The organism is Streptomyces sp. NBC_00829 (assembly GCF_045161795.1).
GTDB lineage: Bacteria > Actinomycetota > Actinomycetes > Streptomycetales > Streptomycetaceae > Streptomyces.
Genome location: NZ_CP108867.1, coordinates 6,567,242 through 6,581,297, shown reverse-complemented (window position 1 = coordinate 6,581,297; position 14,056 = coordinate 6,567,242). Strand labels below are relative to the sequence as shown.

The window sequence follows — 14,056 nt, the reverse complement described above, 5'->3', positions numbered from 1 at the left end:
AAGGCGTCTTCCGAGGCACTGCGCCTAAAGTCACCTCGGTGAGACGCAGACACAAGGCTCCCCCCGCGCCGCTCCCCCAGCGCGACGGCATCGATCCGGTGCGGCTTCGGCTGCCCGCCGATCCCGAGGGCGCGTGGGCGACGGTGTACGACCATCTCGTCGAGCGGTACGGCGACGCCATCGGGGCCGACAAGGTCGACACCCTGTTGCGGGAGGGGCGCGTCGTCTCCACGGACGGGCCGGTCACCGCCGACGAGCCGTACACCCCCGGGCGCTACCTCTGGTTCCACCGGGACTTCGCGCCCGAGGAACCGGTGCCCTTCGAGATCGGGATCGTCCACCGTGACGAGCGTCTGGTGATCGCGGACAAGCCGCACTTCCTCGCCACCACCCCGCGTGGCCGGCACATCACCGAGACGGCACTGGCCCGGCTGAGGCGCGATCTGGAGCTGCCGCAGTTGCAGCCCGCGCACCGGCTGGACCGGCTGACCGCGGGCCTCGCGCTTTTCGTCGTGCGGCCCGGGGACCGGGGCGCGTACCAGACGCTGTTCCGGGACCGGCAGGTGCGCAAGGAGTACGAGGCGGTGGCGCCGTACGAACCGGCGCTCACCCTGCCCCTGACCGTGCGCAGCAGGATCGTGAAAGAGCGGGGTGTGATGGCCGCGCGCGAGGAGCCGGGCGAGCCGAACAGCGAGAGCCGGATCGAGCTGCTGGAGCACCGGGACGGTCTCGGCCGCTACCGGCTGCTGCCTGCCACCGGCCGCACCCATCAGTTGCGGGTCCATATGAACAGCCTCGGCCTGCCGCTCCTGAACGACCCCGTCTATCCGGTCGTCCAGGAGCAGGGGCCCGACGACTACTCCCGGCCGCTCCAACTCCTCGCGAAAGTGCTGGAGTTCACCGATCCGGTGACCGGAGAGCCGTACCGCTTCGAGAGCGGGCTGCGGCTGTCTCAGTGGCCGCGCTGAATCCACTCGTCGAGGTGGGGCGCCTCCTCGCCGATGGTGGTCGAGTCTCCGTGGCCCGTGCGCACCACGGTGTCGGGCGGCAGCGTGAGCAGCCGGTCCCGGATCGAGCCGATGATCGTCGGGAAGTGCGAGAAGGACCGCCCGGTCGCTCCGGGGCCGCCTCGGAAGAGGGTGTCGCCGCTGAACAGGGCGCGCAGCTCGGGCGCGTGGAGGCAGATGGCTCCGGGGGCGTGGCCGGGGGTGTGGAGGACGGTGAGTGTGGTGCCGCCGATGGTGAGGGTCTGTCCGTCGGACAGGTTGCCGTCGGGGGCGCGTTCGGGGTGGGTCTGTTTCCACAGGGGCAGGTCGTCGGGGTGGAGCAGGATGGGTGCGCCGGTCGCGGCGGCGAGTGCGGGGGCGGCGTCGATGTGGTCGTTGTGGGCGTGGGTGCAGACGATGGCGCGCAGAGTTCGTCCGTTGAGGGCGGCCTGGATGGCGGCTGCGTCGTGTGCGGCGTCGATGACGATCGCTTCCGAGGTGTCGCCGACGATCCAGACGTTGTTGTCGACGTCCCAGGTGCCGCCGTCGAGGGAGAAGGTGCCCGAGGTGACCAGGTGGTCGATGCCGGTGGAGGTCACAGGACCACCACCGAGCGCAGCACGTCGCCCTCGTGCATGCGGGCGAATGCTTTTTCGATGTCGTCGAGTGCGATGGTCTCGGTGACGAATGCGTCCAGGTCGAGGCGTCCTTGGAGGTGGAGGTCGATGAGCATGGGGAAGTCGCGGGAGGGGAGGCAGTCGCCGTACCAGGAGGACTTGAGTGCGCCGCCGCGGCCGAAGACGTCGAGGAGGGGCAGTTCCAGCTTCATCTCGGGGGTGGGGACGCCGACGAGGACGACGGTGCCGGCCAGGTCGCGGGCGTGGAAGGCCTGCTGGTATGTCTCGGGGCGTCCGACGGCCTCGATGACGACGTCGGCGCCGAAACCGCCGGTGAGTTCGCGGATCGCCTCGACGGGGTCGCTCTGTCTGGAGTTGACGGTGTGGGTGGCGCCCATGGTCTTCGCCGTCTGCAGTTTGCGGTCGTCGATGTCGACGGCGATGATCTTCGCCGCGCCCGCGAGGCGGGCTCCCACGACCGCGGCATCGCCCACACCGCCGCAGCCGATGACGGCGACCGAGTCACCGCGGCCCACCTTCCCGGTGTTGATCGCGGCACCGATACCCGCCATCACACCACAGCCGAGAAGACCGGCGACCGTCGCCGAGGCACGCTCGTCGACCTTCGTGCACTGCCCGGCAGCCACCAGGGTCTTCTCCGCGAAGGCACCGATACCAAGCGCCGGAGACAGCACAGTGCCTCCCCCTGAGCCTCCGGCCAGGGAGGTGCCCCCAGCGAGGGTCATCTTCTGCCGGGCGTTGTGCGTGTCGAAGCAGTACCAGGGACGGCCCCGCAGACAGGCCCGGCACTGGCCGCAGACCGCACGCCAGTTCAGGACGACGAAGTCACCCGGTCCCACCTCGGTGACGCCCTCACCGACCGCCTCCACCACACCCGCCGCCTCATGGCCGAGCAGGAACGGAAAGTCGTCACTGATCCCGCCCTGCTTGTAGTGGAGATCGGTATGGCACACCCCGCATGCCTGCACCTTCACCAGCGCCTCACCCGGCCCCGGATCGGGCACGATGATCGTCTCGACCCTCACCGGCTCGTTCTTCCCCGGTGCGATCACGCCTTGCACCCGCTGCGACATCGAGAACCTGCCCTTCTTCGCGCATGAAGTCGAGCACCACTATGGACCGTCGGGGCGGCGCCGGCACGGCTCTCACCACGGCCGACGTCGTCGTACATACGACTGCGGCTCCCACGGAAGAGATCCCGCGGGAGCCGCAGCCACTGCTGAAAGGTCAGGCGTCCTGGCGCTCCGCCGCGATCGCGTTGACCCGGCCGCGCACGACGAACCAGCCGCCGACCAGCGCCGCCGCGATCAGCGGCAGGAACATCACGGTCGTCCGGCCGATGCCGCCGCCCCACCACATCAGGACGACGACGCTTGCGAGGAAGAACAGCGTGACGATCTGCGTGTACGGGGCCCAGGGCAGTTGGTAGGACGGGCGGGTGACCCGGCCGTCCTGGGACCGGTGCCAGAACAGCAGCGAGCAGAGCATGATCATGCCCCAGGTGCCGAGGATGCCGATCGAGGCGAAGTTCAGGACGATCTCGAAGGCCTGGCCCGGCACGACGTAGTTGAGCGCGACGCCCAGCACGCCGAAGCCGGCGGTGAGCAGGATGCCGCCGTAGGGCACCTGGCCCTTGTTCATCCGGCCCGTGAACGCCGGCGCCGAGCCCGAGAGTGCCATGGAGCGCAGGATGCGGCCGGTGGAGTAGAGGCCGGAGTTGAGGCTGGAGAGGGCAGCGGTGAGAACCACGAGGTTCATCACACCGGCCGCGCCCGGGACACCGAGCTTGTCCATGACGGTGACGAAGGGGCTCTGGTCCCCGGAGTACGCCGTGTACGGGAGGATCAGCGCGAGCAGCACCACCGAGCCGACGTAGAACAGACCGACCCGCCACATGATGGAGTTGATCGCCTTGGGCATGATCTTCTCGGGGCTCTCGGTCTCGCCGGCTGCGACGCCGCACAGCTCGACGGAGGCGTAGGCGAACACGACACCCTGGATCACCAGCAGCATCGGCAGCATGCCCGTAGGGAAGATGCCGCCGTTGTCGGTGATGGTCGAGAAGCCGGGGGTGTGGCCGTCGACGGGGTGCTGCGTGACCACCAGATAGATGCCGACCAGCATGAACGCGACCAGGGCGGCGACCTTGACGATCGCGAACCAGAACTCCATCTCGCCGAAGTACTTCACCGAGATGAGGTTGGCGGTGAGGACGACCGCGAGCGCTATCAAGGCCAGGACCCACTGTGGGATGTCGCTGAACATGGCCCAGAAGTGGGCGTACGTCGCGGCGGCGGTGATGTCCGCGACGGCGGTGGTCGACCAGTTGAGGAAGTAGAGCCAGCCGGCCGCGAAGGCGCCCTTCTCCCCCATGAACTCACGGGCGTAGCTGACGAAGGCGCCCGAGGAAGGCCGGTAGAGGACCAGCTCGCCGAGCGCGCGGACGACGAAGAACGCGAAGACGCCGCAGACCGCGTAGGCGATGGCGAGGGAAGGGCCCGCGCCGGCCATCCGGCCGCCTGCTCCGAGGAACAGGCCGGTGCCTATCGCTCCGCCGATCGCGATCATGTTGATGTGGCGGGACTTGAGGTCCTTGCTGTAGCCGGCGTCGCCTGCGTCGACGTGGGGGGAGCTTGTCGCCGGTGCCCCGGCGGCGAGCCTTTCGGCCGCAGTGGTGCGCTCACTCATATGAGGGTTCGCCTTCGTGTGGGGAGGGTGTGCGGTCCCGGCCATGGCCGGTGGGGGCGTCGCGCCCGGGGGCTGGCCTGACGGCACATCTCCAGGGCAACCCTGGGATTCTGACAGTGGCACAGGTCACTCAGATATAGATCTGAGGTGTTTCAGAGGTTACGGCACAGTAAACCAAGGTCATCTCGCATCGCACCACACGGCGGCGACGCGGCTGTCCACGCCGACGCGGACCGCCGGCCTCAGGGAGCCAGTACGTCGAGTTCCGCGAGCGCGCCGACGGCGATCTGCCGGGTGATCGTTTCGGCCCGGTCGGCATCGCCCTCACGTACCGCCTCGGCGACCTGGACATGCAGCGTCACGGCGGCCGGATCGGGGTCGTCGAACATCACCTGATGGTGCGTACGTCCGGCGAGGACCTCGGCCACCACATCGCCGAGCCGCGCGAACATCTCGTTTCCGGAGGCGTTGAGCACGATGCGGTGGAAGGCGATGTCGTGCTCCAGATACCTCTCGAGCTGGTGTCCGCGCGAGGTGGCGACCATACCGAGTGCGCACTCGGTGAGTTCGGCGCACTGCTCAGGGGTGGCGTTGCGGGCGGCGAGCCCGGCCGCGACCGGTTCGATCGCCGAGCGGAGCACGGTCAGCGACCTGAGCTGGCGCGGACGGTCGGAGCCGGCGAGCCGCCAGCGGATCACCCGTGGGTCGTAGACGTTCCACTCCTCGGTGGGACGCACCGTCACGCCGACCCGGCGCCGGGACTCCACGAGGTGCATCGACTCCAGGACCCGGACCACTTCGCGCACGACGGTGCGCGAGACATCGAAGCGCTGGGCCACCTCGTCGGTGCGCACCACACTGCCCTGTGGATACTCGCCCGCGGTGATCGCGAGGCCGAGGGTGTCCAGCACGTGCGAATGGAGCCCCTGGCCCTCTGTGGTCATGGGGCAAGCGTACGGGGGCACAGTTCCTGACGAAAAGTATGACGTTTACGTCCAGGGTCTTGAATACGTCATACCTAATGGGGTTCAGTGGCGCGACTGACCGATGTCGACGAAGACCGAGGCACGTAATGAGCACCCCCCACGTCGTCGTGGTGATGGGCGTGGCAGGGACCGGCAAGACCACGATCGGCCCCCTGCTCGCCGCCGCCCTGGGCGTCCCGTACGCCGAGGGCGATGACTTCCATCCCCCCGCGAACATCGCCAAGATGACGGCCGGCACCCCGCTGGACGATGCGGACCGGTGGCCCTGGCTCGATGCGATCGGCGCCTGGGCGCACGGCAGGGCGGGGCTCGGCGGCGTCGTCTCCAGCTCCGCGCTCAAGCGCGGCTACCGGGACCGGCTGCGGGCCGCCGCACCGGACGCCGTCTTCCTCCACCTCACAGGCGACCGCGCGCTCATCGAGCGGCGGATGTCGCGGCGCACGGGCCACTTCATGCCCACCGCGCTGCTGGACTCTCAGTTCGTCGCGCTCCAGCCGCTGGCGGACGACGAGGCAGGAGTGCCGGTCGATGTGTCCGGCACCCCCGAAGAAATCACCGAACGGGCCGTCGCCGCGCTGCGCCGGCTCAGGAACTGAGGAATCGCCACCATGATCAGTCTCAGCGTCGAGACGCTGGCAGCGGACGCCACCGAACCGATCACTTCGGCCGGCAACGCACAGCTGGGCGTCGCCGTCATCGCGGGCATCGCCGTCATCGTCCTGCTCATCACCAGGTTCAGGGTCCACGCCTTCCTCGCGCTGACCATCGGCTCGCTCGCGCTCGGCGCGTTCGCCGGCGCGCCCCTGGACAAGACCATCGCCGGCTTCACGGCCGGCCTCGGCGCCACCGTCGCCGGTGTGGGCGTGCTGATCGCGCTCGGCGCGATCCTCGGCAAGCTGCTCGCCGACTCCGGCGGCGCGGACCAGATAGTCGACACGATCCTCGCCAAGGCGGGCGGGCGCGCCATGCCCTGGGCGATGGTGCTCATCGCATCGGTCATCGGGCTGCCGCTCTTCTTCGAGGTCGGCATCGTGCTGCTGATCCCGGTGGTACTGCTCGTCGCCAAGCGTGGCCACTACTCGCTGATGCGGATCGGCATCCCCGCCCTGGCGGGTCTCTCCGTGATGCACGGACTGATTCCCCCGCACCCCGGCCCGCTCGTGGCCATCGACGCCATCGGTGCGAACCTCGGTGTCACGCTGGCGCTCGGCGTTGTGGTCGCCGTCCCGACCGTGATCATCGCCGGTCCGGTGTTCTCCAGGTACGCCGCGCGCTGGGTGGACATCCAGGCGCCGGACCGGATGATCCCCACCCGGCCCTCGGAGGATCTGGAACGGCGTCCCGGCTTCGGCGCGACCGTGGCCACCGTGCTGCTGCCGGTCGTCCTGATGCTGGCCAAGGCGCTGGTGGACATCGTCGTCGACAACCCGGATAACGCACTCCAGCGCGTCATGGACGTGATCGGCTCGCCGCTGATCGCCCTGCTCGCCGCCGTCTTCGTCGCCATGTTCACGCTGGGCCGGGCAGCGGGCTTCACCAAGGAGCGGATCTCGACGACCGTCGAGAAGTCCCTCGCCCCGATCGCGGGCATCCTGCTGATCGTCGGTGCGGGCGGCGGCTTCAAGCAGACGCTGATCGACGTGGGCGTGGGCCGGATGATCCTGGACTTCTCCAAGGACTGGTCGGTCCCGGCCCTGCTGCTGGGCTGGCTGATCGCCGTGGCGATCCGCCTGGCGACCGGCTCGGCGACCGTGGCGACCATCTCCGCCGCGGGCCTGGTCGCTCCGCTCGCGGTCGGCATGTCGACCACGCACGCGTCCCTGCTGGTCCTGGCGATCGGTGCGGGATCGCTCTTCTTCAGCCATGTCAACGACGCCGGATTCTGGCTGGTGAAGGAGTACTTCGGGATGAGCATCGGCCAGACGATCAAGACCTGGTCGGTGATGGAGACCATCATCTCCGTGTGCGGAATCGGCTTCGTGATGCTGCTGTCACTCGTCCTCTGAGGCCCTACCGCCCTTCGGCCGGCCGTCTCCGCCGCGCTTCCCGGGCTGCGGGTCGTCCTTCAGCCACAACGGATGCTCCACATTCGCCCACGGGCGCTCGACCGATCCGGTGCGCATGCCTCTGCGTGCCTCCGGGTCGGCGAGCGCCATTGCAATGTGTCCGGCGAGCACGATGCCGACGGCCAGCGAGAGCCAGTCGTGCACGAACGTCGCGCCCGTACGCCACACCAGCGGCGTCAGATGCGTGAACCACATCAGCAGTCCGGTCGCCAGCATCACCAGGACCGCGCCCGCGATCCAGGCCGAGTACACCTTCTGCCCGGCGTTGAACTTGCCCGCCGGGCGGGACTCGGGCCGATGGTCACGCCGGCGCGCGGCCCGCAGCCACGTCCGGTCGTGCGGTCCGAAGCGGTTCAGCCTGCGCAGGTCGGCCCGGAAGGCAGGCGAGGCCAGCCCGAGAAGGAAGGGCGCGGGCAGCAGGATCCCCGCCCACTCGTGGACGGTGACGACCAGATAGCGGCGGCCGACCAGTTCGGCGATCTGCGGTACGTACAGCGCCGCCGCGGTCACCACACAGGTCAGCATCAGAGCGGCCGTCGTCCGGTGCACCCAGCGCTCGGCGCGGCTGAACCGCTTGACGCGCACGGGCCGTTCAGACGGTGGGGGTGTCGGTACGGCCGTTGGACCGGCCGACCCAGGCGTCGACGTCATAGCCCCGCTCCTCCCAGTAGCCGGGCCGGACGCCGGAGGTGACGGTGATCCCGGAGAGCCATTTCGCCGACTTGTAGAAGTACATCGGCGCGACATAGAGCCTGACCGGACCGCCGTGCGAGTGGCTGAGCGGCTCGTCCTGCATCCGCAGGCAGACCAGGACGTCGTCGCGGCGGGCCTGCGGGAGGGTGAGGCTCTCGCTGTACGTGCCGTCGAAGCAGCTGAACCGGATCGCCCTGGCATCCGGTCGTACCCCGGCCGCGTCGAGGAGCAGCGAGAGCCTCACCCCTTCGAAGGCGGTGTGCGGGACCCGCCAGCCGGTGACGCACTGGACGTCGCGCACGACACGGGTCTGGGGGAGTCTGCCCAGTGCGGCGAGGGTGTACGTCCCCGGACGGTCGACCAGGCCGTCGACGGTCAGCCGGTAGTTCCGCTCACTCCTGTGCGGTACGGAGGAGGCCACCGAGTAGTAGCGGAAGCCGCCGCCGTTGGGCAGCAGCCCCGTCAGACCGGTGGGGTCCTTGTCCGAAGCCGAGCTGAGAAAGGCTTCGAGCCCGCGCTGGAGATACGGCGCCGCCGCGACTCCGGCCGCGCCGAGGCCGAGCATGCCGAGCACCAGACGTCGCCCGACGGGGGTGCCCTCGGCGTGGGGATGTTCTGTGGTCACCCCTCGATTCGAACACCATGGGACTCCAGATGCCAGGGCAACCGGCCGCACGTCAGACTTCCGTCACACTCGGCGCATGGAGACGCGCGAAGACCGTGAACCGTTGAAGCCCCATCTGCTGGCCTACCCCGGCCCGCTGCGCGACCGCCTCGTCGCCGCGGTGCTGAGCGGCGAGAAGGTCTCGACGACGGGGCTCCTGGCGGAGTACGAGGCCGAGAAGGAGGAGCTGCCTCCGGTGGGCGAGCGGTCGGCGCTGATCGACTCGGACGGTCACGAGGTGGCGGTGGTGGAGCTGACGGAGGTACGGGTGCTGCCGCTCGGCGAGGTCGATCTGCGGCATGCGCTGGACGAGGGTGAGGGATACGTCTCGGTGTCCGAGTGGCGCGCGGCGCACGAGCGGTTCTGGCACAGCGAGGAGATGCGGGAGGCGCTCGGCGATCCGGGGTTCACCGTCGACGACTCGACGCCGGTGGTGGCCGAGCGGTTCAAGGTGGTGGAACGGCTGGTCCCGGAGGGTCCGGTCGGCGGCTGAGGCGCGGAGCCGTCACCGGAGGGCCTGATCCGAACGAAAGACCCTGGCTCTAGCCCACGGCCTTCGCCGCCGCGCGTCCTGCCGCACGCCCCGAGAAGATGCAGCCGCCGAGGAACGTGCCCTCCAGCGAGCGGTAGCCGTGCACCCCGCCGCCGCCGAAGCCCGCGGCCTCGCCCGCCGCGTACACCCCCGCCAGCGGTGCGCCGTCCACGTCGAGCACCCGCGAGGAGAGGTCGGTCTCCAGCCCGCCGAGCGACTTACGGGTGAGGATGTGCAGCCGTACGGCGATGAGCGGACCGGCCGCGGGGTCGAGGATGCGGTGCGGTGCCGCCGTTCGGATGAGCTTGTCGCCGAGATAGTTGCGCGCCCCGCGGATCGCGGTGACCTGGAGGTCCTTGGTGAACGGGTTCTTGATCTCCCGGTCCCGCGCGGTGATTTCGCGCCGCAGCTCGGCCTCGTCGATCAGCGTCTCCCCGGTGAGCTGGTTCATGCCCCGTACGAGTGCGGAGAGTTCCTTCTCGACGACGAAGTCGACGCCGTTGTCCATGAACGCCTGCACCGGGCCCGGCACACCGGCCCTGGCGCGGCCCAGCACGTCCCGGATCGACTTCCCGGTCAGATCGGGATTCTGCTCCGAGCCCGACAGTGCGAACTCCTTGCCGATGATCTTCTGGTCCAGCACGAACCACGTGTAGTCGTGGCCGGACTTCATGATGTGTTCGAGCGTTCCGAGGGTGTCGAAGCCCGGGAAGAGGGGGACGGGCAGACGCTTGCCGCGCGCGTCCAGCCAGAGCGAAGAGGGCCCCGGCAGGATGCGGATGCCGTGCCGGGCCCAGATCGGGTTCCAGTTCTCGATGCCCTCGGTGTAGTGCCACATCCGGTCGCGGTTGATGTGGCTCGCGCCGGCGCGCTCGGCAATGCCGAGCATCAGCCCGTCGACATGGGCGGGGACACCGGAGAGCATCTTGCGAGGCGGTGTGCCCAGCCGGTCGGGCCACTGGGCGCGCACCAGGTCGTGGTTGCCGCCGATGCCTCCGGACGTGACGATCACCGCCTGCGCCCGGAACTCGAAGGCGCCGGCGACCTCACGGGTGCTCGCCGTGCCGCGCTCGGCGGCCGCGGGCTCCAGCACCTCGCCGCTGACCGTGTCGAGGGTGCCCGCGCTGCCGCTCAGGCCGGTCACCCGGTGGCGGAACCGCAATTGGACGAGCCCCCGGGCGGCGCCTTCCCTGACCCGCCGCTCAAAGGGGGCGACGACGCCGGGACCGGTCCCCCAGGTGATGTGGAAGCGCGGTACGGAGTTGCCGTGCCCGGTGGCGTCGTAGCCACCGCGCTCGGCCCAGCCCACCACGGGGAAGAACCGCATCCCCCGGGCGTGCAGCCAGGCCCGCTTCTCCCCGGACGCGAAGTCGACGTACGCCTCGGCCCACCGGCGCGGCCACCGGTCCTCGTCACGGTCGAAGCCCGCCGTGCCGAGCCAGTCCTGGAACGCCAGCTCCCTGCTGTCCTTGATCCGCATCCGGCGCTGCTCGGGAGAGTCCACGAGGAACAGCCCGCCGAAGGACCAGTGCGCCTGCCCGCCGATGGACTGCTCCGGCTCCTGGTCGAGCAGGATCACCGTGCGTCCGGCGTCGATGAGCTCGGCGGTGGCCACGAGGCCCGAGAGTCCTGCCCCGATCACGATCACATCAGCGTCGTACGCCATGGGGTTCCATCCTTGTCGGGCCGGGCGGGTCGGGGCGAGTGCGGTGGTCCGATCTTCTGTACGGGCGAGTAACTAGTCAACCGTTCCGGATGACCTGTGTGGGCAAGGATGGGTCCATGGATCCCGCAGACGAAATCCTCGACATCGTCGACGAGAACGACGAGGTCATCGGCCAGGCCCGGCGCGGCGAGGCATACGCGCGCGGGATGCGTCACCGCTGTGTGTTCATTCTGGCCAGGGACGCGCGGGGGCGGATCTTCGTCCACCGCCGCACACCGACGAAGCTCGTCTTCCCCTCGATGTACGACATGTTCGTGGGCGGCGTCGTCGGCGCGGGCGAGAGCTATGACGCCGCGGCGCTGCGGGAGGCCGAGGAGGAGCTGGGGGTCTCGGGGCTGCCCCGGCCGGCGCCGCTCTTCAAGTTCCTGTACGAGAGCGGTGATCAGACCTGGTGGTCGGCCGTCTACGAGGTCCGCTGCGAACTGCCGGTGAACCCGCAGGCCGAGGAGGTCGCCTGGCACACCTTCCTCACGGACGCGGAGCTGGAGCGGCGGCTCGGCGAGTGGGACTGGGTGCCGGACGGTCTCGCGGCGTACGAACGGCTGCTGGCGCACCGCGGGCGGCCCACCTAGGCCGGTGCCGGCGCGTGTTGCGAACAGCTCCGCAGGTAGGGTGCGTTGCGTGAGCGACTTCGGACAGGGACTGCGGCTGTGGCTCGCGCCCGAGCGGGTGCGGGAGGAGGGCGAGACTCCCGACTACCGGTTCTCGCTCGCCAATGAGCGGACCTTCCTCGCCTGGCTCCGGACGGCGCTCGCCCTGATCGGCGGCGGGTTCGCGGTCGCTCAGTTCCTGCCGGACCTGGCCTATGGCATTCGGGTGGGGATGGCACTCGGGCTGCTGGGCGCGGGGGTGCTGTGTGCGCTGCGGGCCGTGAATCACTGGGTGCGCTGTGAGCGGGCGATGCGGCGGGGCGACGATCTGCCCGTTTCGCGGTTCCCGACCCTGCTCAGCCTGGTGGTCGCGGTCGTCGCCCTGGCCATGGTGGTCGTGGTGCTCTTCGGCTGGGAGGGCGGGCGTTGAGCGCTGCGCCGGAGCGGGACCCGGGGCTGCAGCCCGAGCGGACCCGGCTGGCGTGGCGCCGTACCACGCTTGCGTTCACCGTGGCATCGGTGCTCGCGGCACGGCAGGTGGCGGGCGGGGATCTGAGTGCGGCCGGGTTCGTCGCGGCGGCGCTGAGCGCACTGGTCTGGCTCGGCTTTCTGCGCGTCGCCCATCGCCGGGTCCGCGCGCTGGACGCGGGTCCGCAGCCCCGGGCGCTGCCGCCCCGGGCCGCGCTGGCGGCTGCGACCTGCACGATCGCGCTGGCCGGGTTCGCCGTGGCGATGGTCGTCTGAGGCTGTCCCGGTGGGACACCGGCCGTGTCGGGAGCGTCCGTGTGCGGGCCACAACAGTCGTCCGGACGCGCCCTCCGAGAGACCACAACGGTCGTCCGGACGCGCCCTCCGAGAGACCACAACGGTCGTCCGGACGCGCTCTCCGAGAGACCGCGACGGTCGTCCGGACCTGTCCCCCGAGAGACCGCGACGGTCGTCCGGACCTGTCCCCCGAGAGACCGCGACGGTCGTCCGACGCGATCCGCGTGGGAGGCCGCCCCTGCCCGGTCCTGGCGATTACCCTATGGGCGACAGAATGCCGCATATCCCATCAAAGGTGAGCGATATGACCGTCCTCCATCATGAGCACGCCGCGCACGAGCACACCCACGGTCCGGCCTGCGGCCACCCCGAGGTCCCGCACGGCGACCACGTCGACTACGCCCACGACGGACATCTCCACCGTTCCCACTCCGGCCACTGGGACGAGTGCGAGCCGGGCGAGCATGTCTCGCACAGCGGCCATGTGCACGATCACGGGCCCGGCTGCGGCCATCCGGCCGTCCAGCACGGCGACCATGTCGACTACATCCACGACGGACACCGGCACGCCGAGCACGACGGGCACTGGGACGACCACTGACCACCACCCCGGCTACCCCCGCACCCTGGCGAACTGGCACTCTCCTTCTGACCAGTTGGCCCAGAACCGAGGGAATTCGCTTGTCCGCCACGGATCCGTACACCGTCCAACTCACTCCGGAAGTCCATGCCTATGTCCAGCCGGACGGAGGCTGGTGCCTGAACAACGCGGGGTTCGTCAGTGACGGGGAGTCCACGCTCCTCGTCGACACCGCGGCCACCGAGCGGCGCGCGCGGGCGCTGCGTGAGGCGCTCCTCGCCACCGGCGTCCCGCTCCCGCGCACGCTCGTCAATACGCACCACCACGGCGACCACACCTACGGCAACACGGTTTTCACACCCGGGGCCGTGGTCATCGGTCACGACTCCTGCCGCAGTGAGCAGCTCGCGGCCGGTCACCAGCTCCATCTCATGTGGCCGCAGACCGACTTCGGCGACATCTCGATCACCGCCCCGACCGTCACGTACAACGACCGGCTCACGGTCCACGTCGGCGACATCGAGGTGCGGCTGATCCACCCGGGCGGGGTGGCGCACACCCTCGGTGACACCATCATGCATCTGCCCCGGCAGCGGGTTGTCTTCACCGGAGACCTGATCTTCCAGGGCGGTACCCCCTTCGTGCCGATGGGCTCCCTGAGCGGGTCGCTGCGCGCCCTGGACGTGCTGCGCTCGCTCGATGCGACGACGGTCGTCCCGGGCCACGGACCGCTCACCGACCCGTCCGCGTACGACGCGACCGAGCGCTATCTGCGGTTCGTCCTCCGGGTGGCCGAGCAGGGGCACGCCAAGGGACTCACTCCGCTGGAGACCGCACGCCAGGCGGATCTCGGGGTCTTCGCCGAGCTGCGGGAGAGCGAGCGGCTGGTGGCGAATGTGCACCGGGCGTACGCGGAGCTGGACGGGCATCCGGACGGCTCCCCGCTGGACGCCGTCACGGTCTTCGGGGATATGGCTGCGATGAACGGCGGAGTTCCGGTGGCGTGCCACGCGTGAGCCGCCCCACGACCACAGGGGCCGTCTCCCCGGCGTGAGCGGGCCCTCCCCCGTGCGCGATCGGCCCTCTCTCCAGGCGTGAGGGCTGCCGCCCGCCATGCGTGAGCGGCTGTCTCCGCAGGTGAC

16 protein-coding genes are annotated in these 14,056 nt (G+C 69.9%); 9 read left to right on the top strand and 7 right to left on the bottom strand.

What is annotated here, in order from left to right:
* Positions 1–38: 38 nt before the first annotated feature.
* Positions 39–968 carry an RluA family pseudouridine synthase gene (locus tag OG293_RS29350; protein ID WP_406001795.1) on the top strand — a complete coding sequence of 310 codons (930 nt, stop codon included), beginning with the start codon at positions 39–41 and terminating at the stop codon, positions 966–968.
* Here the strand turns inward: OG293_RS29350 and OG293_RS29345 are convergent.
* The 4 genes from OG293_RS29345 to OG293_RS29330 all read right to left on the bottom strand — a co-directional run bounded on the left by OG293_RS29345 (position 953) and on the right by OG293_RS29330 (position 5,256).
* Positions 953–1,585 (bottom strand): MBL fold metallo-hydrolase, encoded by a 633-nt coding sequence (locus OG293_RS29345; RefSeq protein ID WP_406001794.1) that lies wholly within the window; start codon positions 1,583–1,585, stop codon positions 953–955. The two genes, OG293_RS29350 and OG293_RS29345, sit on opposite strands and share 16 nt — an antisense overlap.
* Positions 1,582–2,697, bottom strand: coding sequence for an S-(hydroxymethyl)mycothiol dehydrogenase (locus OG293_RS29340; RefSeq protein ID WP_406001793.1), 1,116 nt, complete (start codon positions 2,695–2,697; stop codon positions 1,582–1,584). The genes OG293_RS29345 and OG293_RS29340 overlap by 4 nt, the downstream gene beginning before the upstream one ends.
* 154 nt (positions 2,698–2,851) lie before the next feature.
* Positions 2,852–4,312, bottom strand: a complete 1,461-nt coding sequence (locus OG293_RS29335; RefSeq protein WP_406001792.1) for an amino acid permease — start codon at positions 4,310–4,312, stop codon at positions 2,852–2,854.
* 242 nt (positions 4,313–4,554) lie between these two features.
* On the bottom strand, positions 4,555–5,256 hold the full coding sequence (locus OG293_RS29330; RefSeq protein WP_406001791.1) for a FadR/GntR family transcriptional regulator: 702 nt from the start codon (positions 5,254–5,256) through the stop codon (positions 4,555–4,557).
* 128 nt (positions 5,257–5,384) lie between these two features.
* Between OG293_RS29330 and OG293_RS29325 the strand changes: the two genes are divergently transcribed.
* Both OG293_RS29325 and OG293_RS29320 read left to right on the top strand, forming a co-directional pair.
* Positions 5,385–5,894 carry a gluconokinase gene (locus OG293_RS29325; protein ID WP_406001790.1) on the top strand — a complete coding sequence of 170 codons (510 nt, stop codon included), beginning with the start codon at positions 5,385–5,387 and terminating at the stop codon, positions 5,892–5,894.
* A 12-nt stretch (positions 5,895–5,906) separates the two neighbouring features.
* On the top strand, positions 5,907–7,304 hold the full coding sequence (locus OG293_RS29320; protein ID WP_406001789.1) for a gluconate:H+ symporter: 1,398 nt from the start codon (positions 5,907–5,909) through the stop codon (positions 7,302–7,304).
* Here OG293_RS29320 and OG293_RS29315 read toward each other — a convergent pair.
* Together OG293_RS29315 and OG293_RS29310 are read right to left on the bottom strand one after the other, a co-directional pair.
* A complete protein-coding gene (locus tag OG293_RS29315; RefSeq protein WP_406001788.1) occupies positions 7,290–8,015 on the bottom strand; it encodes a cytochrome b/b6 domain-containing protein in 726 nt (241 codons plus the stop codon). The two genes, OG293_RS29320 and OG293_RS29315, sit on opposite strands and share 15 nt — an antisense overlap.
* A complete protein-coding gene (locus OG293_RS29310; RefSeq protein ID WP_406003746.1) occupies positions 7,957–8,622 on the bottom strand; it encodes a molybdopterin-dependent oxidoreductase in 666 nt (221 codons plus the stop codon). Before OG293_RS29310 ends, OG293_RS29315 begins: the two co-directional genes overlap by 59 nt.
* Before the next feature lie 136 nt (positions 8,623–8,758).
* Between OG293_RS29310 and OG293_RS29305 the strand changes: the two genes are divergently transcribed.
* Complete coding sequence (locus OG293_RS29305) at positions 8,759–9,214, top strand: ASCH domain-containing protein (RefSeq protein ID WP_406001787.1); 456 nt, start codon at positions 8,759–8,761, stop codon at positions 9,212–9,214.
* Between the two features lie 49 nt (positions 9,215–9,263).
* Here OG293_RS29305 and OG293_RS29300 read toward each other — a convergent pair whose 3' ends face one another.
* Complete coding sequence (locus OG293_RS29300; RefSeq protein WP_406001786.1) at positions 9,264–10,919, bottom strand: FAD-binding dehydrogenase; 1,656 nt, start codon at positions 10,917–10,919, stop codon at positions 9,264–9,266.
* A 116-nt stretch (positions 10,920–11,035) separates the two neighbouring features.
* On the opposite strand from OG293_RS29300, the gene OG293_RS29295 reads away from it, so the two are divergent.
* The 5 genes from OG293_RS29295 (at position 11,036) to OG293_RS29275 (ending at position 13,930) form a co-directional block, all read left to right on the top strand.
* Positions 11,036–11,551, top strand: coding sequence for an NUDIX hydrolase (locus tag OG293_RS29295; protein WP_406001785.1), 516 nt, complete (start codon positions 11,036–11,038; stop codon positions 11,549–11,551).
* A gap of 49 nt (positions 11,552–11,600) precedes the next feature.
* Positions 11,601–11,999, top strand: a complete 399-nt coding sequence (locus OG293_RS29290) for a YidH family protein (protein WP_406001784.1) — start codon at positions 11,601–11,603, stop codon at positions 11,997–11,999.
* Positions 11,996–12,313 (top strand): DUF202 domain-containing protein, encoded by a 318-nt coding sequence (locus OG293_RS29285; RefSeq protein WP_406001783.1) that lies wholly within the window; start codon positions 11,996–11,998, stop codon positions 12,311–12,313. The genes OG293_RS29290 and OG293_RS29285 overlap by 4 nt, the downstream gene beginning before the upstream one ends.
* Before the next feature lie 325 nt (positions 12,314–12,638).
* Positions 12,639–12,935, top strand: a complete 297-nt coding sequence (locus OG293_RS29280; RefSeq protein ID WP_406001782.1) for a hypothetical protein — start codon at positions 12,639–12,641, stop codon at positions 12,933–12,935.
* An 80-nt stretch (positions 12,936–13,015) separates the two neighbouring features.
* A complete protein-coding gene (locus tag OG293_RS29275; RefSeq protein ID WP_406001781.1) occupies positions 13,016–13,930 on the top strand; it encodes an MBL fold metallo-hydrolase in 915 nt (304 codons plus the stop codon).
* Positions 13,931–14,056 lie beyond the last annotated feature (126 nt).